The sequence below is a fragment of the Blastococcus sp. TF02A-35 genome (assembly GCF_004571075.1).
Lineage (GTDB): Bacteria > Actinomycetota > Actinomycetes > Mycobacteriales > Geodermatophilaceae > Blastococcus.
On record NZ_SPQP01000040.1, the window covers coordinates 1 to 22594 of the forward strand.

At 73.3% G+C, this 22594-nt stretch carries 27 protein-coding genes; 1 reads left to right on the top strand and 26 read right to left on the bottom strand.

The features are described from left to right. Window positions 1–104 precede the first annotated feature (104 nt). From E4P43_RS16170 to rpsP, 16 genes are all read right to left on the bottom strand, one after another. Window positions 105–398: a nuclear transport factor 2 family protein gene (locus E4P43_RS16170; protein ID WP_135146480.1), complete on the bottom strand. Its 294-nt coding sequence runs from the start codon at window positions 396–398 to the stop codon at window positions 105–107. A gap of 290 nt (window positions 399–688) precedes the next feature. After that, the gene (gene whiG / locus E4P43_RS16175; RefSeq protein WP_135146481.1) at window positions 689–1489 is read right to left on the bottom strand and encodes an RNA polymerase sigma factor WhiG; all 801 of its coding nucleotides are present in this window, start codon (window positions 1487–1489) and stop codon (window positions 689–691) included. A 91-nt stretch (window positions 1490–1580) separates the two neighbouring features. Further along, entirely contained in the window at window positions 1581–2519 is a 939-nt protein-coding gene (locus tag E4P43_RS16180) for a tyrosine recombinase XerC (RefSeq protein ID WP_135146482.1), read from the bottom strand. A gap of 31 nt (window positions 2520–2550) precedes the next feature. Beyond that, window positions 2551–3792, bottom strand: coding sequence for a DNA-processing protein DprA (gene dprA / locus E4P43_RS16185; RefSeq protein ID WP_135146483.1), 1242 nt, complete (start codon window positions 3790–3792; stop codon window positions 2551–2553). Further along, window positions 3789–5309, bottom strand: coding sequence for a YifB family Mg chelatase-like AAA ATPase (locus E4P43_RS16190; RefSeq protein WP_135146484.1), 1521 nt, complete (start codon window positions 5307–5309; stop codon window positions 3789–3791). The genes dprA and E4P43_RS16190 overlap by 4 nt, the downstream gene beginning before the upstream one ends. Continuing rightward, window positions 5306–5665 carry a YraN family protein gene (locus E4P43_RS16195; RefSeq protein ID WP_135146485.1) on the bottom strand — a complete coding sequence of 120 codons (360 nt, stop codon included), beginning with the start codon at window positions 5663–5665 and terminating at the stop codon, window positions 5306–5308. The genes E4P43_RS16190 and E4P43_RS16195 overlap by 4 nt, the downstream gene beginning before the upstream one ends. 79 nt (window positions 5666–5744) lie before the next feature. Then, window positions 5745–6065, bottom strand: a complete 321-nt coding sequence (locus E4P43_RS16200) for a DUF2469 domain-containing protein (protein ID WP_135146486.1) — start codon at window positions 6063–6065, stop codon at window positions 5745–5747. Beyond that, window positions 6062–6832 carry a ribonuclease HII gene (locus E4P43_RS16205; protein ID WP_135146487.1) on the bottom strand — a complete coding sequence of 257 codons (771 nt, stop codon included), beginning with the start codon at window positions 6830–6832 and terminating at the stop codon, window positions 6062–6064. Before E4P43_RS16205 ends, E4P43_RS16200 begins: the two co-directional genes overlap by 4 nt. Window positions 6833–6924: 92 nt before the next feature. Next, entirely contained in the window at window positions 6925–7647 is a 723-nt protein-coding gene (locus E4P43_RS16210; protein ID WP_135146488.1) for a response regulator transcription factor, read from the bottom strand. Between the two features lie 169 nt (window positions 7648–7816). After that, window positions 7817–8731 carry a signal peptidase I gene (gene lepB / locus E4P43_RS16215; RefSeq protein WP_135146489.1) on the bottom strand — a complete coding sequence of 305 codons (915 nt, stop codon included), beginning with the start codon at window positions 8729–8731 and terminating at the stop codon, window positions 7817–7819. A gap of 75 nt (window positions 8732–8806) precedes the next feature. After that, the gene (gene rplS, locus E4P43_RS16220) at window positions 8807–9163 is read right to left on the bottom strand and encodes a 50S ribosomal protein L19 (protein ID WP_135146490.1); all 357 of its coding nucleotides are present in this window, start codon (window positions 9161–9163) and stop codon (window positions 8807–8809) included. A gap of 145 nt (window positions 9164–9308) precedes the next feature. Then, a complete protein-coding gene (locus E4P43_RS16225) occupies window positions 9309–9809 on the bottom strand; it encodes an NUDIX domain-containing protein (RefSeq protein WP_135146491.1) in 501 nt (166 codons plus the stop codon). Next, window positions 9802–10539, bottom strand: coding sequence for a tRNA (guanosine(37)-N1)-methyltransferase TrmD (gene trmD, locus E4P43_RS16230; protein WP_135146492.1), 738 nt, complete (start codon window positions 10537–10539; stop codon window positions 9802–9804). The genes E4P43_RS16225 and trmD overlap by 8 nt, the downstream gene beginning before the upstream one ends. After that, complete coding sequence (gene rimM, locus E4P43_RS16235; RefSeq protein ID WP_135146493.1) at window positions 10536–11084, bottom strand: ribosome maturation factor RimM; 549 nt, start codon at window positions 11082–11084, stop codon at window positions 10536–10538. The genes trmD and rimM overlap by 4 nt, the downstream gene beginning before the upstream one ends. Before the next feature lie 11 nt (window positions 11085–11095). After that, window positions 11096–11332: an RNA-binding protein gene (locus tag E4P43_RS16240; protein ID WP_113799223.1), complete on the bottom strand. Its 237-nt coding sequence runs from the start codon at window positions 11330–11332 to the stop codon at window positions 11096–11098. Between the two features lie 3 nt (window positions 11333–11335). Beyond that, complete coding sequence (rpsP, locus tag E4P43_RS16245; RefSeq protein WP_135146494.1) at window positions 11336–11815, bottom strand: 30S ribosomal protein S16; 480 nt, start codon at window positions 11813–11815, stop codon at window positions 11336–11338. A 172-nt stretch (window positions 11816–11987) separates the two neighbouring features. Here rpsP and E4P43_RS16250 point away from each other — a divergent pair, with 172 nt between their 5' ends. Further along, on the top strand, window positions 11988–12380 hold the full coding sequence (locus E4P43_RS16250; protein WP_245159185.1) for a VOC family protein: 393 nt from the start codon (window positions 11988–11990) through the stop codon (window positions 12378–12380). Here the strand turns inward: E4P43_RS16250 and E4P43_RS16255 are convergent. The 10 genes from E4P43_RS16255 to E4P43_RS16295 form a co-directional block, all read right to left on the bottom strand. Further along, window positions 12377–12652 carry a hypothetical protein gene (locus E4P43_RS16255; protein WP_209313924.1) on the bottom strand — a complete coding sequence of 92 codons (276 nt, stop codon included), beginning with the start codon at window positions 12650–12652 and terminating at the stop codon, window positions 12377–12379. The two genes, E4P43_RS16250 and E4P43_RS16255, sit on opposite strands and share 4 nt — an antisense overlap. A gap of 77 nt (window positions 12653–12729) precedes the next feature. Continuing rightward, window positions 12730–13080 carry a ribonuclease E inhibitor RraB gene (locus E4P43_RS16260; RefSeq protein ID WP_135146496.1) on the bottom strand — a complete coding sequence of 117 codons (351 nt, stop codon included), beginning with the start codon at window positions 13078–13080 and terminating at the stop codon, window positions 12730–12732. 27 nt (window positions 13081–13107) lie between these two features. Beyond that, window positions 13108–14856 carry a proline--tRNA ligase gene (locus E4P43_RS16265; RefSeq protein WP_135146497.1) on the bottom strand — a complete coding sequence of 583 codons (1749 nt, stop codon included), beginning with the start codon at window positions 14854–14856 and terminating at the stop codon, window positions 13108–13110. A 296-nt stretch (window positions 14857–15152) separates the two neighbouring features. Next, entirely contained in the window at window positions 15153–15470 is a 318-nt protein-coding gene (locus E4P43_RS16270; protein ID WP_135146498.1) for a hypothetical protein, read from the bottom strand. 499 nt (window positions 15471–15969) lie between these two features. Further along, window positions 15970–16263, bottom strand: coding sequence for a hypothetical protein (locus E4P43_RS16275; RefSeq protein WP_135146499.1), 294 nt, complete (start codon window positions 16261–16263; stop codon window positions 15970–15972). Between the two features lie 661 nt (window positions 16264–16924). Continuing rightward, window positions 16925–17083 carry a hypothetical protein gene (locus E4P43_RS20020; protein WP_167759214.1) on the bottom strand — a complete coding sequence of 53 codons (159 nt, stop codon included), beginning with the start codon at window positions 17081–17083 and terminating at the stop codon, window positions 16925–16927. Between the two features lie 73 nt (window positions 17084–17156). Continuing rightward, entirely contained in the window at window positions 17157–18242 is a 1086-nt protein-coding gene (locus E4P43_RS16280; RefSeq protein ID WP_135146500.1) for an amidohydrolase family protein, read from the bottom strand. Continuing rightward, entirely contained in the window at window positions 18239–19816 is a 1578-nt protein-coding gene (ffh, locus tag E4P43_RS16285) for a signal recognition particle protein (RefSeq protein ID WP_135146501.1), read from the bottom strand. Before ffh ends, E4P43_RS16280 begins: the two co-directional genes overlap by 4 nt. 77 nt (window positions 19817–19893) lie before the next feature. After that, the gene (locus E4P43_RS16290) at window positions 19894–20085 is read right to left on the bottom strand and encodes a hypothetical protein (RefSeq protein WP_135146502.1); all 192 of its coding nucleotides are present in this window, start codon (window positions 20083–20085) and stop codon (window positions 19894–19896) included. An 83-nt stretch (window positions 20086–20168) separates the two neighbouring features. Continuing rightward, the gene (locus E4P43_RS16295; protein WP_135146503.1) at window positions 20169–22526 is read right to left on the bottom strand and encodes a [protein-PII] uridylyltransferase; all 2358 of its coding nucleotides are present in this window, start codon (window positions 22524–22526) and stop codon (window positions 20169–20171) included. Between the last annotated feature and the right edge of the window lie 68 nt (window positions 22527–22594).

The window sequence follows — 22594 nt, forward strand, 5'->3', positions numbered from 1 at the left end:
CCTACCACCGCCGGCGGCGTCAGGACGCCCTCGGTCGACTCACGCCCATCGAGTACGAGACCATCGTGCCCACAATGGCCGCGCAGGCAGCCTGACCCAACCTGTCACCGATCCGTGCAGCAGTCCCAACCGCGCCAGTTAGTCATGTAGGTGACGTGCACCAGATTCTCCGCGAGACGAACCCCCCGAACACCGAAAGGCTCGATGGGCTCACCGGCGGCAGAAAGCGTCCCGGCCATGGCCTCCAGCATGGACTCTCGGTCCCACATCTGGCCGGACGAACCGAACTCGACGAACTCCTCATCGAGAAGGCGCTCGGCCCGCGCCCGCGAGGAGCGAACCTCTGGCTCCAGGAGTGCCATCTCCCCATCGATGGCCGCCTGCACGCCTTCGTCCATCCCGCCTGTAGCCACGTCCGCAACGCTACCCAGGCAGTCCGACAGGTGCGCCGTCCTGCTCAACTGCGGTGTCCAAGAACGGCAGTCCTGCTCAACTGTCCTGTCCAAACCGCAGTCCTGCTCAACTGTGGTGTCCAGTGCCAGTTCTGCTCAACTGTCGTGTCCAAACGGCCCTCGCGACGGCTCTGAGCAGGGACAAAACCGCAGGAAGTGCTGCTCAACTGTCCTGTCCGCCGACGCTTGTGCTCACATTCGCTGTCCACTGCTCAACTATCGAGTCCAGTCACACATCAGGCGATGTCGGCGAGCTTGGTGCGCAGGTGGAGCACGGCCTTGGTGTGCAGCTGGCAGATGCGGCTCTCGGTGACGCCGAGGACGCGCCCGATGTCGGCGAGCGTCAGTCCCTCGAAGTAGTAGAGGGAGACGACGACCTTCTCCCGCTCGGGCAGCTGCTCGACGGCGCGGGCGAGGAGCTGCCGCGCCTCGCCGTGCTCGGCCATGGCCTGCGGGTCCAGCGCGCTGGGGTCCTGCAGGGTGTCGCCGAGGCGCGGGGCGCCGCCGTCGTCGTCGGTGAGCAGCTCGTCGAGGGCGACGACGTTGACCAGGGAGAGCTGGCCGAGGAACTTGCGGATGTCGTCGACGTCCATCTCCATGGCGTCGGCGACCTCCTCGTCGGTCGGCGTCCGGCGGTACTTCGCCTCGAGCTCGGCGACGGTGCGCTCGAAGAGGCGGGCCTTCACCCGGACCGACCGCGGGATCCAGTCGGTGTTGCGCAGCTCGTCGATGATCGCGCCGCGGATGCGGGACATAGCGTAGCTCTCGAACTTCACCTCGCGGGTGGGCTCGTAGCGCGTGATCGCGTCGATGAGGCCGAAGGTGCCGTAGGAGATGAGGTCTGCCTGCTCGACGTGGGCGGGCAGACCGCTGCCGACCCGGCCGGCGACGTACTTCACCAGCGGTGCGTAGTGGAGGATCAGCCGGTCGCGCAGCGCGGCCTCCCGGCCCTCGACGTACCGCGCCCACAGCTCGGCCAGCATGGCGTCGGTGTCCTCGCCGGACTCGTCGAGCCGGTGGATCGTTGCCTCAGACACGGTGGCGCTCCTCGGTCGTGCTGCGGGTTCCCCGTCCGTGGCCCCGCGTGGTCATGACTGCCGATCCAGCGCCCGCTGCCCGGCCGTGGCCTCAGGCACGCGGGTGCGCCTGGGCGTGGACCGCACGGAGCCGCTCGACCGTCACGTGCGTGTAGATCTGCGTCGTCGCGAGGCTAGCGTGGCCGAGCAGCTCCTGTACGGAGCGCAGGTCCGCGCCGCCCTCGAGCACGTGGGTCGCCGCCGAGTGCCGGAGGCCGTGCGGGCCGATGTCCGGCGCCCCGGGGACGCGGGCGGTGGCGGCGTGCACGGTGCGCCGGGCCTCGCGGGCGTCGAGCCGGCGTCCGCGGACCCCGAGCAGGAGGGCCGGACCGGAGCCGGGTGTCGCCAGCGCGGGGCGACCGCGGGTGAGCCAGGCGTCCAGGGCGCGCTCGGCGGGCAGTCCGTAGGGGACGCTGCGCTCCTTGCTGCCCTTGCCGAGCACCCGCAGCAGCCGCCGCCCGCGGTCGACGTCGTCGACGTCGAGGCCGACGAGCTCGCTGACGCGGATGCCGCTGGCGTAGAGCAGCTCGAGGACGACGGCGTCGCGCAGCCCCACCGGCTCCTCCGCGCCCGCCGCGGCCTCCACCAGGTCCCGCGCCTGCGCGGGCGCGAGCACGTCGGGCAGCGTGCGCAGGGCACGCGGGCTGACCAGCCGCTGGCCGACGTCCTCGGGGAGCAGCCCGGCCCGGCGGAGCCAGCTGGTGAAGGAGCGCGCGCTGGCGGCGTTGCGGGCGGTCGTCGACCGGCTGTGCCCCCGCGTGCGGCCCTGGGCGAGCCAGCTGCGCAGCGCGGCCAGGTCGAGGTCGTGCGGCTGCTCGCCGCCACGGCGGGCGAGGTGGTCGAGCAGCCGGACCGCGTCGCCGACGTACCCCCGGACGGTGTTCTCCGACAGGTCGCGCTGGGCGCTCAGGTGCTCCTCGTAGCCGGCCAGCGCCTCGGCCAGCGCGGGCGGCAGCCCGGCGCGGACCTCTGCGGTGCTGGTGGTGGCCACGGGGGCACGGTGCGTCGGCGCGTCGCGCTGGTCAAGGCGCCGCGCCGGGTCGCCCGGCCCGCGGCGCCAGCCGCCAGCCCGTGCCGGTCCACTGCACGAGCTCGGCGAGCTCCAGCGCCGGCAGGACCCGGAGGACCTCCAGCACCTCGCACCCGGCCACCGCAGCCAGGCGTTCGGGGGCGACCCCGGTGCGCACGGGGCAGGCGTCCAGGACCCGGATGGCGAGGTCGGACAGCCCGTCCCTCGGGGACGCCGGTCGCTCGACCGGTGCGGCGAGGTCGCTGCCGATGCTGCCCACCGCCTCGACGACCTGCGCCGCCGAGGTGACGAGCCGGGCGCCGAGCTGCTCGTCGCGCAGGAGCTCGTGGCACCCGACGGAGAGCGCGCTGGTCACCGGGCCGGGCACGACCAGGACCGGACGGCCGAGCTTCTGCGCGCGCAGCGCCGTGGCCTGCGCTCCGGACCGGGCGGCCGCCTCCACGACGACCGTGCCGCGGGTCAGCGCGGCGATGAGCCGGTTGCGGACCAGGAAGCGGTGCCGCAGCGGCGCGCAGCCCGGCGGCCACTCGCTGACCAGCAGCCCGGTCTCGGCGATCCGGTGGAAGAGCGCGCTGTTGCCCGCCGGGTAGGGGCGGTCCACGCCGCAGGAGAGCACCGCGACGGTGGGCGCACCGGCGGCGAGCGCGCCGCGGTGCGCGGCACCGTCGATGCCGAAGGCGCCACCGGAGACCACGGTCCACCCCCGCTGCCCCAGCTGGTGCCCCAGCTCCCCCGCGACGTGCTCGCCGTAGGCGGTGGCGGCACGGGAACCGACCACGCCCACCGACCGCTCGACGACCTCGTCCAGCCGCGCCGCCCCTCGCACCCACAGCGCGGTGGGCGGGACGAGGGCACGGGTCCGGTCGGTCTGGCTCCTGCGGTCGAGCGGCTCGTCGACCGCCGCGAGGGTGAGCGCGTGCAACCGGTACGCGGGCCACTCGTCGTCCTCGGGCACGACGAGGCGCGCGCCGCACCGCTCCGCCAGCCGGAGGTCGGCCAGGCTGGACTCCTGCTCCACCCGGGTACCGACCAGCGCCCGGACGCCGGCCGGGGCGGCGCCGGACCTCAGGCACCGCACGGCCTCGACGGGGCCGACGTCCTCCACGTAGCGCCAGAGGTCGACCGTGCCCGGCTCCACCGCGCGGCTCAGCCACGCCCGCGCCCGGCGCACGCCGGGATGCACCGCGTCCCCGGAGGACGCCGCCGCCTCGAGGGCCTCGTCGAGGGTGCTCATGCCGCGGCCCGCTGCAGGCGCATGCCGAGCGCCTCGGCGACCTCGTCGGCACCGGGCACCGTGCGTCCGGCCAGGTCGGCCAGCGTCCAGGCGACCCGCACGACCCGGTCGAAGCCCCGGACCGAGATCGCACCCCGCTCGAGCGCCCGCTCGGCGAGCCGGAGCGACGCGCGCGGCACCGCGAACCGCTCCCGCAGCAGGCGCCCGGGGACCTCGCTGTTGAGGGCGAGGCCGGTCCCGGCCAGCCGCTCCCCCGCCGCGGCACGGGCCGCGGCCACGCGACCGGCGACGACGGCCGTGGGCTCCGGCGCGGGCAGACCGTCGAGCCACGCGGCCCGCGTCACCGGCGGCAGCTCGACCCGCAGGTCGACGCGGTCGAGCAGCGGCCCGGACAGCCGCGACTGGTAGCGCCGCCGCTCCAGCGGGCTGCAGGTGCAGGCGGTGTCACCGGCGGGGCTGGCGCACGGGCACGGGTTGGCGGCGAGCACGAGCTGCGCCCGGCACGGGAAGGTGGCCGAACCGGCGGCCCGCTGAATGGTGACCTGCCCTCGCTCCAGCGGCTGGCGGAGGGTGTCGAGCACCGCCCGCGGGAACTCGGGGGCCTCGTCGAGGAACAGCACCCCCCGGTGGGCCCGGCACAGCGCACCGGGTCGGATCTGCCCGGAGCCGCCACCGATCAGCGACGCCATCGAGGCCGAGTGGTGCGGCGCCTCGAAGGTCGGCCGGGTGACCAGCGGCGCGTCCGCCGGGAGCGTGCCGGCGATCGAGTGGATGGCGGTGACCTCGAGAGCGGCCTCCTCGCCGAGCGGGGGCAGCAGCCCGGGCAGCCGCTCGGCCAGCATCGTCTTGCCGGCTCCGGGTGGCCCGGCGAGGAGGAGGTGGTGCCCGCCGGCGGCAGCCACCTCCACGGCGCGGCGCCCGGCGGCCTGCCCCACGACGTCACCCAGGTCGGGCGCGGGCGGCTGCGGCGGCAGCTCCGCCCGCACGTGCGGCCGCAGCCGTGCCGTGCCCCTCAGGTGGGCGACGAGCTGGGCGAGCGTCTCGACGGGGAGCACCTCCACCCGGTCGACAAGCGCCGCCTCGGCAGCGTTGGCGGCGGGCACGACGACCTGCTCGTGGCCGGCCCGTGCGGCCGCCAGGACGGCGGGCAGGACCCCGCGGATGCCGCGCACGGACCCGTCCAGCCCCAGCTCGCCGAGCAGCACCAGCCGGTCAACCGCGCTCCCGCGCACGGTGCCGGCGGCGGCCAGGACCGCGGCCGCCAGCGCGAGGTCGAAGCCGCTCCCCTGCTTGGGCATCGACGCCGGGGACAGCCCGATGGTGATCCGGCGGGCGGGGAACTCGCCGCCCGCGTTGGCGATGGCGGCACGGACCCGGTCCACCGACTGCCGCACCACCGCGTCGGGCAGCCCGACCAGCGCGACGCCGGGCAGCCCCGCGGCGATGTCGACCTCCACCTCGACCACGGCGCCCCGGACCCCGGCGAGGCCCACCGACCAGGTGCGGGCCAGGGTCACGAGAAGGCCCCGCGCAGGTGGGTGACCTGGGCCGGCCGGCCCGGGCGCACGAGCACGCCCACGACGTCGAAGCGCACCTCGGGCGCGTGCTGGTCGTGCGCAGCGAGCCAGCGCTGGGCGAGCACCCGGATCCGGCGGCGCTTCGCGGGGGTGACGGCCTCGGCGGGGTGCCCGTAGCCGAGGCCCCGGCGGGTCTTCACCTCGCAGAAGACGAGGGCGTCGTCCTCTCGGGCGACGACGTCGATCTCGCCCTCGCGACAGCGCCAGTTGCGGTCGAGGACGCGGAGGCCGGAGTCGGTCAGGTAGGCGACCGCGATGCGTTCGCCGCGGGCGCCGAGCTCGGTGGTGGGAGGCACCCCACGACCGTGCCGCCGGCGACGCGCACGGCCCAGGGGTCGGCAGCGTCTGTGGATGCCGGGGCGAGCTGTGGACGGGCTAGGGCAGGCGAGGGCCGTCCGGCAGCTCGAGGTCGGGCTTGTCCAGCTCCTCGACGTTGACGTCCTTGAACGTCAGCACGCGCACGTTCCGCACGAAGCGCGCCGGGCGGTACATGTCCCAGACCCAGGCGTCGGAGAGCTTCAGCTCGAAGTAGACCTCTCCCCCGGCCTCCCGCACCTGCAGGTCGACCGAGTTGGCCAGGTAGAACCGCCGCTCGGTCTCCACCACGTAGGTGAACTGGCGGACGATGTCCCGGTACTCGCGATAGAGCTGCAGCTCCATCTCGGTCTCGTACTTCTCGAGGTCCTCGGTGCTCATCGGTCCTCGGTGCTCGTCAGGGCTCGGGACTCAGGGCGCATGGCCCCATCATCGACCATGCCGGCCGAACCGGTCACCCGGGCCGCGTGCGCGTCGCGCGCGCTCCGCACGTTGACGAACCGCATGCGGTGCTCCGGGCACGGCCCGTGGCGCTCCAGGGCGGCGGTGTGCGCCTCGGTGATGTAGCCCTTGTGCACCGCGAAGTCGTACTCGGGCCACCGCTCGTGCAGGTCGAGCATCATGCGGTCCCGGGTCACCTTGGCCAGGACCGACGCCGCGGCGACGCAGGCGGCCACCCGGTCGCCCTTCCAGACGGCCAGGCCCGGCCGGGCCAGCCCGGGCACGGGGAAGCCGTCGGTGAGCACGTAGTCGGGCCCGGGGTCGAGCAGGGAGACCGCCCGGCGCAGGGCCTCGATGTTGGTCACGTGCATGCCGCGCGCGTCGAGGTCCTCGACGGGCAGCACCACGACCGACCAGGAGACCGCGCGCGCGACGATCTCGTCGTACACCCGCTCCCGGCTGGCGGCGGTGAGCAGCTTGGAGTCGGCCAGCCCGGGGACCCGCCCGCGCCTGCCGGCGGGGAGGATGCAGGCCGCCGCCACGAGGGGTCCGGCGCAGGCCCCGCGGCCGGCCTCGTCGGCCCCGGCGATCGCCTCGAAGCCCCGGCGCCGCAGGGTGCGCTCCATGTCCCACAGCGCGTCGGGCCGCTCGACGGCGGGGGCGCGCCGGACCGGTGCCGATCGGGTGTGGGTGGGACGGACAGCCATCGCCGCACGACAGTACGACGCCCGGGAAAGCACTCGGGCCGGCCCCTGTCGGAGGGGCCGGCCCGCGGTGCCGGAGAAGGTGGGGCGGTGAGTCAGATGTCGGCGGTCACGTCCGGGACATCGGCCCGCAGGGCGTGCGCCCCGCAGGTGCAGCCCGGGGTGCGGGAGGAGAGCACGAGGGAGACCGCGTGCGCCCGGTCGCGGGCACCCAGCTTGCGCAGGATGGCCTTGACGTGGCTCTTGACGGTGTCCTCGCTGATGAAGAGGTTGCGGCCGATCTGCCGGTTCGACTGGCCCTGCAGCAGCTCGTCCAGGACGTCCTGCTCGCGCCGGGTCAGCGGCACCTCGGGGGTGAACGGCTTGGCGGCCGGCACGGCCGACGGCTCGACCCGGCGGATCTGCGGGTCGACGACGGTGCGACCGGCGCGGGCGGCCAGGATGGCCCAGCCGAGCAGCGTCGGCGAGGTGTTGATCATCAGGTAGCCACGGATACCGGCGGCCAGGGCCTCGTTGACCACGGCCGGGTCCTCGGAGGTGGCCAGGGCGACGATGGCCACGCGGGGGAACCGGCGGCGCAGGTCGCGGCAGGCGTTGAGGGTCGCGGCACGACCCTGGCCCAGCTCCACCACGACGGCGTCGGGGCGGGCGGACTCGGCCAGCGTGAGAGCGCGCCGCAGCTCGCCAGGGGTACCGACGGACTGCATGCCGGCGGTCTCGTTGATCATGCTGACCAGCCCCCGACGCAGGACGGGCGCGTCGGCGAGGAGGAGCACGCGGGTGACTCCGCGGGCGGTGCTCGCCACAGGTGCAGACACAACTGACTCCGTTTCATTTCTCCGGGAAGGTGCAATGCATCCATCGGAAGGGTGAAACGGTTGCTTGAATACTTTCCCAGCAATTTTTTCTGTTGGTACACGCGCACCTCAATGGTGCGACCGCCGTCACTCCCGTAACAGCGCATCCATTCTGCGCGGAATGGCGGGGTCAGCCGGCGGCGCGGCGGGCCCGTCGTCGGCGGCGCCAGAGGCGCAGCGGGACCGCCCCGGCCAGCCCCAGCACGTAGGGCGCGGCCACCACGGCACCGACCGGGGACGGCGACCCGCCCACGGGCACGCCGGCGGCTTCGAGGTTCTGGATGTCGGGTGAGTCGAGCACGCCGAAGCGGTCCAGCGGCCACACGATGAGCGACGCCTTGCCGATGACGTCGTCCACGCCGATGGTGCCGCCGTACTTGTCTCCGACGTGCTGGCGCGAGTCCGCGGACGCCGACCGGTGGTCGCCCATCACCCAGAGCCGGCCCTCGGGGACGGTCACCGGACCGAACGGGCGCTGCTCGATCGGCATGTCCTCGAAGATGTAGGGCTCGTCGAGCGGTTCGCCGTCGACGGTGAGGCGGCCCTCGACGTCGCAGCACTGCACCGTCTGGTGCTCGGTGGCGATGACCCGCTTGACGAAGTCGTCCTCGCTGGGCGGCGCGACACCGAGGGTGCGGCCCAGCCAGAGCAGGCTCCCGGTGAACCAGTTCGACGGCTCCTCGACCTCGATCTCCGGGGTCCAGGTGTCCGGCCCCTCGAAGACGACGATCTCGCCGGGCTCGGGCTCACCGAACCAGTAGGGCACCTTGTTCACCAGCACCCGGTCGCCGGTGCAGCCGGTGCAGCCGTGCAGCGTCTGCTCCATCGACCCGGAGGGGATGAAGAACGCCTGGACGAAGAAGGTCTTGACGACCAGGGCCAGGACGAAGGCGGTCAGCAGGAGGATCGGCAGCTCGCGCAGCAGCGAGCCCTTCTTCTTGTCCTCGCGCCTCTTGCGGGCGGCCTTGCCGGCGCGCTCGTCGTCGGGCTCCTCGGGCTCCCCGGGAACGACATCGGCGGGCCCCCCGGGCCGGTCGCTGCTCATCGAGGGTCAGCGTACGGCCAGGGGGACCCGCCGGGTTCCAGCCGGTTCACCGGCCAGGAGGCGTGTCCGCGGAGATCAGCGGGCGACGGGCTCGCGCTTCTCCTTGATCTTGGCGGCCTTGCCGCGCAGCTCGCGCAGGTAGTACAGCTTGGCGCGGCGCACGTCACCGCGGGTGATGACCTCGATCTTCTCGACGACGGGGGTGTGCACCGGGAAGGTGCGCTCGACCCCGACACCGAAGCTGACCTTGCGCACGGTGAAGGTCTCGCGGATGCCGCCGCCCTGACGGCGGATGACGACGCCCTGGAAGACCTGGATGCGCGAGCGGTTGCCCTCGATGACGCGGACGTGCACCTTGACGGTGTCACCCGGGCGGAACGAGGGGATGTCGTCGCGCAACGAGTCGGCGTCGAGTGCGTCCAGGGTGTTCATCTCGGCAGTCCTCAGTCTCAGGTGGCTCGTTCTCGGTTCGGACAGCGGAACGCCCCGGCTGTCCGTTCCGGGGAGCTGCGGCTCCTCGGGGAGCTCCCGACGGCGGTGCCGTCGGTCAGCAGCGACTCTCTACTGTGCCACATCCTCAGCTGACGATGCGCGGCGGCCCCGTCCACGGCCCCGTCCGTAGCTCCGCCACCAGCGCGGGGAGCGCTTCCGGCACGAAGCCCTCGGCGGCCCCGGCCAGCTCGTCGGCCGCGAACCAGCGGTGCGGCTCGTCGGCGAGCACCTCCAGCTCGGTCAGGGCGCCCGGCACGACCTCGTGGACGACGTCGCGCAGCACGAAGAAGGTCTCGCGGGTGTCGAAGACCTGGTCGCCGAACGGGCCGACGTGCCGGCGCAGCCAGACCGGGCCCTCGAGCGCGGCGGGTCCCACGACGAGGCCGATCTCCTCCTCGAGCTCCCGGACGGCGGCGTCCACCAGCGTCTCGCCGTCCTCCACTCCCCCGCCGGGCGTGTACCAGAACAGCACCTCACCGGGCGGCACGGACGGGTCGGGCAGCCGGGCGCCGAGCAGCAGCACGCGGCCGGCCGGGTCGAGGACGACGACGCGCGCCGTCGTCCGCTGGACCGGCCGGTCAGCCACCGGCCAGCGCCGCGCGCTCGGCGTCGGTGAGGGCGTCCTCGGGCAGGGCGGCCAGCAGGTCGGGACGGCGGGTCGCGGTGCGGCGCAGCGACTCCGCGCGGCGCCAGCGGTCGATGGCCGCGTGGTCCCCCGACAGCAGGACCGGGGGCACCTCGTGGCCGCGCCAGGTCGCCGGCCGCGTGTAGGAGGGCCCCTCGAGGAGGCCGTCGGCGTGCGAGTCCAGCTCGGCGGACTCGCGGTTGCCCAGGACGCCGGGGAGGAGCCGGGTGACGGCCTCGGTCATGACCAGCACCGCGGACTCGCCGCCGGCGAGCACGTAGTCGCCGATGGACACCTCGGACACGGGCCCGGCCTCGGCGGCCCAGTCGGCGACCCGCTGGTCGATGCCCTCGTAGCGCCCGCAGGCGAAGACCAGCCCGGGCTCGGTCGACCACTGGACGGCCATGGCGTGGGTGAAGGGGCGGCCGGCGGGGGTGGGCACGACGAGCCGGGTGCCGGGCGGGCGGACGGCCTCCAGCGCGCGCGCCCACGGCTCGGGCTTCATCACCATGCCGGGCCCGCCGCCGTAGGGGGCGTCGTCGACGGTGCGGTGCACGTCGTCGGTCCACTGCCGCAGGTCGTGCACCCCGACGCTGACCAGGCCCCGCTCGATCGCCTTGCCCAGCAGCGACTGCCGCAGCGGGGCGAGGTACTCGGGGAAGATCGTGACGACCTGGATGTCGAAGCTCACAGGTCCAGCAGCCCCTCGGGCGGGTCCACCACCAGGAAGCCGCCGGCGACGTCGACGGTCGGCACGATCGCCGACACGAACGGGACCAGCGCCTCGCCGCCCTCGGTTCGGCGGAGGACCAGCAGGTCCTGCGCCTCGTGCCGGACGGCCGTCACCTGCCCGATGTCCGACCCGTCGGGCAGCCGCGCGGCCAGGCCGACCAGCTGGTGGTCGTAGAAGGAGTCGGGCTCCTCGATCTCCGGCAGGTCCGCGATCGGGACCAGCAGGAGGGTGTTGCGCAGCGCGTCGACGCCCTCCCGGACGTCGACGACGGCACCGGTCGCGTCCGCGACCTGCAGCAGCAGCGTGCCGCTGTGCCACCGCTTCTCGACGACGGCCAGCGGACCGCGCTCGGCCGGGTCGGTGAGCAGCACCGACCCCGGGGCGAACCGGAGGTCGGGCTCGTCGGTGCGGACCTCGACGGTGGCAAGACCACGGACACCGTGGGGGCGGCCGATGCGGCCGACCACCACGGTGTCCGTGTCAGGGTTGCGCGGGGTGCTCAAAGAGCTCGTGCTCAGCGCCCGTCGGTGTCGACGACGTCGACCCGCAGGCCACGTCCGCCGACACCGGTCATCACCTGGCGCAGCGCCTTGGCGGTGCGCCCGCCACGGCCGATGACCTTGCCGAGGTCGTCGGGGTGGACCCGGATCTCGAGGGTCTTGCCGCGGCGGTTGGTGAGCAGGTCGACGGTGACGTCGTCGGGGTTGTCGACGATGCCCTTGACCAGGTGCTCGAGCGCTTCTTCGAGCACGTCTTACTCGGCCGGCGTCTCGGCCGGGGCGGCCTCGGCGGCCGGAGCGGCGTCAGCAGCGGGAGCGTCGGCCGGGGCCTCGGCAGCAGCCTTCTTCGGGGCGGCCTTCTTCTTGGCGGTGGTCGCCTCGGTGGTGGGCTCGTCCATGCCGGCGCGGACGGCGGCCTCGTAGAGGGCCTTCTTGTCCGGCTTGGGCTCGGCGACCTTCATGGGGGCCGGGGCGGGCTCACCCTTGAACTTCTGCCAGTCGCCGGTCACCCGGAAGATGGCGGCGACGGCCTCGGTCGGCTGCGCGCCGACACCCAGCCAGTACTGCGCACGCTCGGAGTCGACCTCGATGAACGAGGGGTCCTCCTTGGGGTGGTACTTGCCGATCGTCTCGATCGAGCGACCGTCACGCTTGGTGCGGGCGTCGGCGACGACGATGCGGTAGTACGGCGCGCGCATCTTGCCGAGGCGCATGAGCTTGATCTTGGTGGCCACGGTGTGTGGTGTTCTCCTCGAACGCGTTTCGGTGCTCGCCGGGACGGCGTGTGGGGGTACGCCGGGGCGGAGCCAGGGACACGGGCGATGATGGTGAGAGGGCCGCCACCGCCGTGTTCGACCGACCATGATGCCAGATCGACGGAGGAGAGCTGTGGCCAGGAGCGGTCCCGTGCACCACATCGAGCTGTGGGTGCCCGATCTGGCCAGGGCGGAGCGCTCCTGGGGGTGGCTGCTGACCCGTCTGGGCGCGCAGCCGTACCAGTCGTGGGAGGCCGGCAGGTCCTGGCGCTGGGCGGAGGCAGGCACCTACGTCGTCGTCGAGCAGTCACCGGCCCAGGTGGGCGACCGGCACGAGCGCCGCTCCCCCGGGCTGAACCACCTGGCCCTGTGGGCCGGCACCGCCGCGGAGCTGGACGCCCTGGTCGCCGACGCCCCGGCGCACGGCTGGTCGCTGCTGTTCGCCGACCGGCACCCGTTCGCCGGCGGGCCCGAGCACCGGGCCGCCTACCTGGAGGACGCCGACGGCTACGAGGTGGAGCTCGTGGCCGAGGCGACGGGCTAGCTCCACCGCACCCGGTCCACCCGCGGCAACGGGAGCGGCTCGTCGTCGAGCGGGTACACCTCCAGGCCCGCCAGCCTCCCGTGCTCGACGAAGAGCAGCAGCCCACCGACCGGCTCGTCGCGCGGACCGACGACGGTCCCCTCCACCGGCACCGGGCTCTCCGCGGTGGACGCGGGGAGCCCGTCGGGGACGTGGAGGCCGACGGTGCCGCAACCGCATCCGCAGCCGGGCGACGCGGTGGCGTCCGGCGCCTGCGCCCGCAGCTCCTCCACCCCGGGGAAGCGGTGGGCGAGCAGCGCGTCGAGCAGCTACCGCTCGGCGGCCGTCAGCGGGCGGCGGACCGGCCCGGTCACCGGTCCTCGTCGTCCCCGGTCATCACGAAGCCGCCCCAGCCGTCGTAGCTGCCGCCGTGCCGGTTGACGATGCCGACGACCTCGCGGGTGAAGGCAGCCGCGGAGTCGTGGTCGACGGCGGTGACGGCGCTGAACTCCAGCCAGACGGTGAGGAACCGCCGGCGCAGGCCGTCGATGCGGTAGCCGGCGGCGACCAGCTCCTCCCCGGCGGCCTCGGCGGCCTTCCGCGTGCGGAACCCGGCGAGGTGGTCGATCGGGCGCGGCTCGTGCACCCGGTCACCGATGCTGAGGTTCTGCTCGACCACCTGGGCGCTGAGCGCCACCTGCTCCTCGACGTCCTGCGGCATGGCCGAAGTGGACCACGGGCCGCGGGGTCAGCCCCGGACGGCGGCCACCACCCGCGCGGCGGCGCCGTCGACCGGGATCTCCTCGCGCTCGCCGGTCGCCCGGTCGCGCAGCTCCAGGACGCCCTCGGCGAGACCGCGGCCGACCGTGACGATCGTGGGCATGCCGAGCAGCTCGGCGTCCTTGAACTTCACGCCGGGGCTGACCTTGGGACGGTCGTCGTACAGGACCGTCAGGCCGGCGGCGACCAGCTCGGCCGCCAGCGCCTCGGCGGCCTCGAACACGGCGGCGTCCTTGCCGGTGGCGACGACGTGCACGTCGGCGGGGGCGACCTCGCGGGGCCACACCAGGCCGAGCTCGTCGTGCGTGGACTCGGCGATCGCCGCGACCGCGCGGGAGACGCCGATGCCGTAGGAGCCCATGGTGACGGTGACGAGCTTGCCGTTCTCGTCGAGCACCTTGAGGTCCAGCGCCTCGGCGTACTTGCGGCCCAGCTGGAAGATGTGGCCCATTTCCACGCCGCGGGCGAGCTCCAGCGGGCCGGAGCCGTCGGGCGCGGGGTCACCGGCGAGCACCTCGGCGGCCTCGATGACGCCGTCCCAGGTGAAGTCGCGGCCGGCCACCAGGTCGAACACGTGCTTGCCGGGCTGGTTGGCGCCGGTGATCCAGCGGCTGCCGCTGACCACGCGCGGGTCGACCAGGTAGCGGATGCCCGACTCGCTCTCGGCGCCGAGCACCTGCGGGCCGATGTAGCCCTTGACCAGCGCGGGGTGCTTGTCGAACTCGGTGAACGGCTCCACCTCGGCCGGCGCGACCTGCGCCTCCAGGCGCTTGGCGTCGACCTCGCGGTCGCCGGGGAGGCCGATGACCAGCGGCTCCCGGGTGCCGTCGGGGTGCACCAGCGTGACGACGACGTTCTTCAGCGTCGAGGCGGCGGTGTACCCGGCGTCGGGGAACAGCTGCTGCGCGACGGCGACGAGCGTCTCGATGGTCGGGGTGTCGGGGGTGTCCTCGACGTGCGCCTCGGGCAGGCCCTCGAGCGGGATCTCGTCGGGGACGACCGTGGCGACGGCCTCGACGTTGGCCGCGTATCCACCGGCCGAGCGGACGAAGGTGTCCTCGCCGATCTCGGTGGGGTGCAGGAACTCCTCGCTCTTCGAGCCGCCCATGGCGCCCGACATCGCCGAGACGATGACGTACTCCAGGCCCAGCCGGTCGAAGATCTTGATGTAGGCGTCCCGGTGCGCGGCATAGCTCTTGTCGAGGCCGGCGTCGTCGACGTCGAAGGAGTAGCTGTCCTTCATCGTGAACTCGCGGCCGCGGAACAGGCCGGCCCGGGGGCGGGCCTCGTCCCGGAACTTCGTCTGGATCTGGTACAGCGAGACCGGCAGGTCCTTGTAGGAGCCGTAGAGGTCCTTCACCAGGAGCGTGAACATCTCCTCGTGCGTGGGGCCGAGCAGGAAGTCGTTGCCCCGGCGGTCCTTCAGGCGGAAGAGGTTGGGGCCGTACTCGGTCCACCGGTTGGTGGCCTCGTAGGGCTCGCGCGGCAGGAGCGAGGGGAAGTGCACCTCCTGGGCGCCCATGGCGTCCATCTCCTCGCGGATGATCCGCTCGACGTTGCGGAACACGCGGAAGCCCAGCGGCAGCCAGGTGAACCCGCCGGGAGCGGCCCGCCGGATGTAGCCGGCCCGCGCGAGCAGGCGGTGGCTGGCGACCTCGGCGTCGGCCGGGTCGTCGCGCAGGGTCCGCAGGAACAGGGTCGACATCCGCAACAGCACGCCAGGAGTCTCCCAGGCGTGCGGACGTCACGTGCTGACGCCCTGGATACAAGGGTCCAGCTCAGCGGTCGGGCCGGCGACGGAACCGCAGCAGGCCGACCACCAGGCCCTCGCAGTTGGGAGGTTGACACCTCGCACGTCAGCCGATGCCCATGCCGGCAACAGCGCACGCCGTTACCGGGCTTAGCGAGAGCCTCTATCGGCTTCCAGAAAGGGAATACCGCGGGTTGCCTTGCCCCCTGCACCAGTCGTAACCGAAGTGACGCGAAGACATACACGTATCCCGGTACGCCAGGTCACTTGACCGACGAGGATCGCGCCCATTGCTGCAGCGCCGCCTCAATACGGGCAATCGCGTACGCAGGATCCGCGATGGATTCCCACTCTTGCACATCTGGCGCTCGGCGTTGCACCGGTTCCCACGCCTCCATGTATCCCGTCTCCGAGACCAGGCTGGCATAAATTCCCCACACGTCACCCGCTCCGACATCTCTCCCACGCTGGACCGCCACATCGAGGCCGGACATCCCAGGACGATGCATGTACTTGTCCGCCAACTCCTCTGTCGCACTGACCACTCGCTGAAGCAGGAAATCAAGCGAGCCATCGTTCACTTCAGCTCGTCGAGCCTTCCATCTCGGCATCCATCTAGAAACCATTCACCACCGTCCACGATGTTTGATGTGCAAGGTTCCCCGCTTTCCCTGGAGTTGAGAGGGCCAACGATGCACGCAAATCCGGCTGCAACTTTTATGGCACCTCTCCACGTGGCCCTCGCGGATGGCGTCGGTGGTCGTCGTGCTCATCGTGACTGTCGCCGGGGCCGTTGGCTTCGATCGCATGGAGGGCCGCATGATCGGACGCTCGCTCGTTCAGCCACAATAATCGCTTCCCCGCCCGAGGGGCCGCATTCGCTTACAGCCAAGGGTGGCGAGAACTTCCCATGCGGCCAAGCTGCCGTCGCCCCCGGGACGCCACCCCTCGGACGCCGCGAAGCCGACCGACACCACCTCGCCTATGTCAGGCTAATTCCGCACAGGCCGTGGATGTCCCCAGCGCCAATTCATCTGACGTCTTCTCGTTGGCAGTCTGCGCACATCCGATGCGGACGTCTTATGAAAGCCACTGAGTCCAGCCGAAGGATGCCGCGACCGCGCCGACCACCAGGCACTTGCCCCTGTGACCAAGCTTGTACCGGATGAGGCCCACGAACAGAAGGACAGCCAACTCGCCGGCGAGGGCGATCACCGCTGACTTTCGGCCCCACACGAGCGCGATAAAGCCAATGATGGCGAGGGCAAGCACCGCGCCCAGCAATGCCCGCCCTCTTCTCTCACCAAGTTGCTGCCCCGTTGCAGGCACGCCTTTCCCGCAGGTGCACGCCAGCTTGCCCTTCGTAGCGGTCAACGTGCGGTCCGACGAATTAGGGTCCGAACGCCCCCGCCAAAGCTGAGTCCATAGATCGGAGAACTCCTCTTTGCGCCAAGCATTGCGGCACCGAGGCAGCCCCTTCCGAAGGTCGCGCCGCATAGCATGCCCATGCCTACGGCCCTAGCGGTAGACAAAACGTGGGACCCCACCCCTCGGCGTCTCACCGCCGGAGACGACACCGCGTAGTGAGCCGCCAGTCCCCCCACAAAGAGGGCGGCTGCCCCGACGACGAGCAGAGCGCCGCACACTCGCGAGGCAACGCAGGCAGCCGTGCCGGCGGCCGCAGCTATGCCAACACCGATGTTGATGATCTTGGGCTTCCAGTTTCGGCTCCAGTCCTTCTTCGTGTCCTTCCACCACTTACCTATCCCAAAGCGCCCATCGAAGCGAAAATGTTGACAGGGTCGGCGGGGTAGATGTAGGTGTTCTGGTTCCGCCTTCGACTGGGTCGACGGTGAGAAGGCGTCCGAGGTTGGCGCTGTAGAGACGGACGCCCATCAACGTGAGGCCGCCGATCGTGCTGGCGTCTCGTTGGTGGGTGCCGAGCCAGCCGTAGCGGGCCTGGGATCGTTACCAACAGGTGGCCGCCCCGGATCGGAGTCGCGGGCGGCCGGCCGCACTGCGCCGTCTCGGCCCGTCAGGCCGGTTCGGGCACCCCACCCGGGTCACCGCCGGGGTCGTCGGGCGTGGGCTCGATCGGCGGGGGCGGCAGCGTGTCCGGGGTGTCGGGCAGCAGCTCGCCCGGGTCGTCGGGCGCCGGCTCGGTCGGGTCGATCAACGGCTCCGGCTCTGGCAAGGGCTCCACCATGCGAGGAGTCAACCAGCCCGCGCGCCGACCGGCAGAGCGTTGCAGTGGCTGTAGCGACCGGTCAGGCGACGACACGGCCGCGCAGGATCGTTCGTTGCGGTCGCTGCAACGAGTCGAGGTCCGCGCGGGGGTCGGCCTCGTAGACGACGACGTCGGCCTGCGCGCCCTCCTCGATCCCCCGCAGCCCCAGCCACTCGCGCGCCTTCCACGAGCCCGCTGCCAGCGCGTCCTCGGCCGGGATCCCCGCGGAGCACAGCGCCCGGATCTCGTCGGCGATGACGCCGTGGTCGATCCCGCCGCCGGCGTCGGTGCCGGCGAACACCGGAACGCCGGCCTCGAACGCCGCCCGCACCACCGCTCCGGAGTTGGCGTAGAGCCGGCGCATCGTGCTCGCGTAGGTGGGGAACTTCTTCTCCCCCGCCGCCGCGAAGCCGGGGAAGTTCTCTACGTTCACCAGGGTCGGGACGACAGCGGTGCCCCGGCGGGCCATCTCGCCGATCAGCTCCTCGGTCAGCCCGGTGCCGTGCTCGATGCAGTCGATGCCCGCCTCGATCAGCGCGGGCAGCGCGTCGGTGCCGAAGGTGTGCGCGGTGACCCGCGCGCCCTCCTCGTGCGCGGCCGCGATCGCCGCCGCGACGACGTCGGCCGGCCACTCGGGTGCCAGGTCGCCGACCGAGCGGTCGATCCAGTCGCCCACGAGCTTCACCCAGCCGTCGCCGCGCCGGGCCTGCACCCGGGTCTGCTCGACGAGGTCCTCGGGCTCGATCTCGACGCCCAGGCCCGGGATGTACCGGCGGGTGCGGGCGATGTGCCGCCCGGCCCGGATGATCGTCGGCAGGTCCGGCTCGTCGTCCAGCGCCCGGGTGTCGACCGGCGACCCGCAGTCGCGCAGCGCCAGCACGCCGGCGTCGCGCTCGGCCAGCGCCTGCGCTCGGGCCTCGGCCAGGTCCTCGGCGTGCCCGCCGCCGCGCAGGATCCCCACGTGGCAGTGGGCGTCCACCAGCCCGGGGACCAGCCAGCCGCCCCGGCTGACCGTCTCCGCGCCCGGAACCGGCTCGAAGGTGAACCGCCCGCCGCGCACCCAGACGTCGCGGTGCTCCCCCTCGGGCAGCACCACTCCGGCGAGGTGGAGCGCGGGGTCGCTCACTTGCCCTGCTGGTCCTTGAACTGGTCGAAGTTCAGCTTGCTGAGGTCGGGCAGGCCCTGCCCCGGCGGCAGCCCGGGCATCCCGCCACCGAAGGGGTTGCCGCCACCGGGGAAACCGGCGCCCGGCGGCAGGCCCGGGGCGCCGACGGGGCGCCGGGCGGGACCACCCTTGGCCTTCCCCTTGCCCTTCTTGCCCTTGCCGCGGGCGGCCTGCTGCTGCATCGCCCGCCCGCGCGCCTTCTTCGACATCGGCCCCATGCCCGGCAGGCCCATGCTGCCGGCCATCTGGCTCATCATCTTCTGGGCCTGGGCGAAGCGCTCCAGCAGCTGGTTGACGTCGGTGACGCTGACGCCGGAGCCGTTCGCGATGCGGACGCGGCGCGAGGCGTTGATGACCTTGGAGTTGACCCGCTCCTCCGGCGTCATCGAGCGGATGATCGCCGTGACCCTGTCCAGCTCGCGGTCGTCGAGCTGCTTGAGCTGCTCCTTCATCTGCCCGGCCCCGGGCAGCATGCCGAGCAGGTTCGCGATCGGTCCCATCTTGCGGATGGCGATCATCTGCTCGAGGAAGTCCTCGAGCGTGAAGCCCTCGCGCGAGGCGAGCTTGCCGGCCATGCGCTCGGCCTGCTCGGCGTCGAAGGTCTTCTCGGCCTGCTCGATCAGGGTGAGCACGTCGCCCATGCCGAGGATGCGCGAGGCCATGCGCTCGGGGTGGAAGACGTCGAAGTCGGTGAGCTTCTCGCCGGTGGAGGCGAACATGATCGGCTGGCCGGTCACGTGCCGCACCGAGAGCGCGGCGCCACCCCGGGCGTCGCCGTCGAGCTTGGTCAGGACGACGCCGGAGAAGCCGACGCCGTCGGCGAAGGCCTGCGCGGTGGTGACCGCGTCCTGGCCGATCATGGCGTCGACCACGAACAGCGTCTCGTCGGGACGGACGACGTCGCGGATGTCGGCCGCCTGCTGCATCAGCTCGGCGTCGATGCCCAGCCGGCCGGCGGTGTCGACGACGACGACGTCGTGCATCGTGCGGCGCGCGTGGTCGATGGAGTCGCGGGCCACCTGCACGGGGTCGCCGACGCCGTTGCCCGGCTCGGGCGCGTAGACGTCGACCCCGGCCTGGCCGGCCACGATCGACAGCTGGTTGACGGCGTTGGGCCGCTGCAGGTCGGCGGCGACGAGCAGCGGGGTGTGCCCCTGCTCCTTGAGCCAGCGGCCGAGCTTTCCGGCCAGCGTGGTCTTACCGGCACCCTGCAGACCGGCCAGCATGATGACCGTCGGCGACTGCTTGGCCAGCCGGATGCGGCGGGTCTCGCCACCGAGGATGGTGATGAGCTCCTCGTTGACGATCTTGATGACCTGCTGCGCCGGGTTCAGCGCCTGCGAGACGTCGGCGCCGCGGGCGCGCTCCTTGACCGCGTCGATGAACGACCGCACCACCGGCAGCGCGACGTCGGCCTCCAGCAGCGCGATGCGGATCTCGCGCGCGGTCGCGTCGATGTCGGCGTCGGAGAGCCGACCCTTGCCCCGCAGGCCGGTGAAGACCTTGTCGAGGCGGTCGGAGAGGGTCTCGAACACAGCACGTCCTCAGCAGTCACGGGCGCGGGCTCGCCGCGCCACCTGCTCCCAGCGTATCGAGGGAGCGCCGGGACCGTTCAGGCCGCGCGGGCGGAGGCGACGACGACGGGCAGGACGGCGGCGTCACCGGTCACGATCGCGGTGCCGCAGTCGGCGCAGGCCCACTCCGGGCACTCCGCGCCGTCGTCGGTGTGGCCGTCGGTGCACGGCGGCTGCACGAACACGGCGTCCTCCCCGCAGGTGGGGCAGGGCCACTGACGGCTGTCCACGAGGCGCTCCTCTCGGCTGGTGGGACCGTTCCGTCCCGCGCTGCCTCCGACGGTCGCACGCGCCACCGACAGAACGGCGGACCTCAGGACGGCGTGTCCGCTCCCACCGCCACCGCGCCACCGCCCCGGGTGGCCGCCACGAGGGCGGCGTCCACCCGCTCGCGCTGCACCGGGTCCACCGGGGACCCCGAGGGGTTGGCCACGTAGAAGCAGTCGACCGCGTCGCCGCCGAGGGTCTCGATGCGGGCGCCGGTCACGTCCAGCCCCTCCCCCGCGATCGCCGCCGTCAGCCGGTAGAGCAGGCCGGCGCGGTCACCGGCCCGGACCTCGACGATCCCGGTCGCGGCACCGCTGACCTCCGAGTTGTGCCACGAGATCCGCGGCGGCGCGGCCCGGCCGTCCTCCCGGTAGTCGGCCTCGCGCTGCCGCAGCCGGGCGGCCAGCGGGAGGGTGCCCTCCAGGGCGGCGCGGACGCCGTCGGCGAGGATCTCCGGGACGGGCGCGCGGCCGAACCGCGGGCGCACCGCGAAGACCCCGGTCGCGTAGCCGTCGGCCACCGTCATCTTCGCCGCCCGGACGTCGAGCTGGTTGAGCGCGAGCACCCCGGCGCAGGTGCTGAGCATCCCCGGCCGGTCGGGCGCCCCGATGGTCACCTGCTGGCCGTCGGCGACGTCCTCCACGCCCACGGTGACCGCCCCCGAGGCGACCTGCGCGGTCACCTGCGGCGGGGTGGGGTGCAGCACCGGCTCCGGCTCCTCCATCGCGGTGCCGCCCAGCTCGGCCTGCACCCGGCCGACCAGTGCCGCGACGAGGTGGGCCTTCCACGGCGACCAGGCCGAGGCGCTGGTGGCCGCCCCGTCCGCCTGGGCGAGGGCGTGCAGGAGGTGCAGCACGGAGGAGTCGCGGCCGATCGTGTCGGCGACCCGCTCGATGGTGGCCGGGTCGTCGATGTCGCGCCGGGTGGCCGTGGCCGGTAGGAGCAGGTGGTGCCGCACGAGGGTGGCCAGCGTGGCGACGTCGGCGGGCGCGAAGCCCATGCGCGTGGCGATCTCCGCCGCCACCGGCTCCCCGACGACGCTGTGGTCGCCGGGGTAGCCCTTGCCGATGTCGTGCAGGAGGGCGCCCACCAGCAGCAGGTCGGGGCGGTCGACGTCGCGGGTCAGCTCGCTGGCGGCCGCGGCCGCCTCGACGAGGTGCCGGTCGACGGTGAACCGGTGCCAGGGGTGCCGCTGCGGCAGCGAGCGCACCCGGTCCCACTCCGGCAGCAGCCGGGACAGCAGCCCCTCCTGGTCCAGCTGCTCCAGCACGCGCACGGCCGACCGGCCGCTGGCCAGCACCCGCAGGAAGGACCAGCGGGCCTCCGGGGGCCACGGCTCGGGCATGGGCGGGCTGTGCACCGCCAGGACCTTGAGCGTGTAGGGCGAGAGCAGCAGGTCGGCGCGGGCGGCGGCCGCCGCGGCCCGCAGCACCAGGCCGGGGTCGGCGGCGGGGCGCGCGTCGCGGGCGAGCACCACCTCGTCGCCCTGGCGGACCACGCCCTCGGCCAGCGGCTCGCGGCGGACGCGGCGGTACCGGCCACGGGGCCGGCGCACGAGGGCGGCCTCCACCCGGCGCCAGGTCTCGTCGGCGACGAACGCCAGGCGGCGGCCGGCCAGGCTCACCTCGCGGAGGAGCACGTCCTCGTCGGCCAGCCCCAGCGCGGCGGCCACGGCCCGCTGCTCCTGCCGCACGAGCACGTCACCGGCCCGGCCGCTCCGCGCCCGCAGCTCGTCACGGACGTCGAGCAGGAAGGCGTAGGCCTGCTCCGCCTCCTCGGAGGGCTCGTCGGCGACCTGGGCGGCCGCGGCGGCGCGCAGCACCTGGCCCTCCCGCAGCCCCCCGTAGGCCTCCTTCAGGTCGGGCTCCAGCAGGAAGGCCAGCTCCCCGAGGCGGTGGGCGCGCTCCCGCCGCAGGTCGCGCAGCTGCGGCAGCAACCGGGAGGCGTGCTGCCGCCAGCTGGCCAGCGTGGCGCTGCGCAGCCGCCCGGCGAGCTCGGCGTCCCCGGCGACCAGCCGGGCGTCCAGCAGCCCGAGGCCGGCCTTCGCGTCGGTCGAGGCGACCGAGACGGCCTCGGCGACCGAGCGGACGGAGTGGTCCAGGCGCAGGCCGGCGTCCCACACCGGGTACCAGAGGGCGTCGGCGATCGCGGCGATCTCCGGCCGCCCCTCGTGCACGAGCACGAGGTCCAGGTCGCCGTGCGGGGGCAGCTCCCGGCGGCCCAGGCTGCCCACCGCCACCAGGGCCAGCCCGTCGGTGCCGGTCCGCGGGGGCGGCCCCCCGCGGCGCGTCGTCGGCGGTGGGGTCCCGCCGACGGCCTCGGCGAGGAGCCCGGTCAGCCAGCCGTCGAGGACGGCGACCCGCTCCGTCCGGCTCAGCCGCGGCAGGGCCTCGGTGTCCAGCACGGTTCCCCCTCGGAAGTGGTCGGACGTCGGCCAGGGACGAGGACGCCGGCCGGGCAGTGACATGGGCT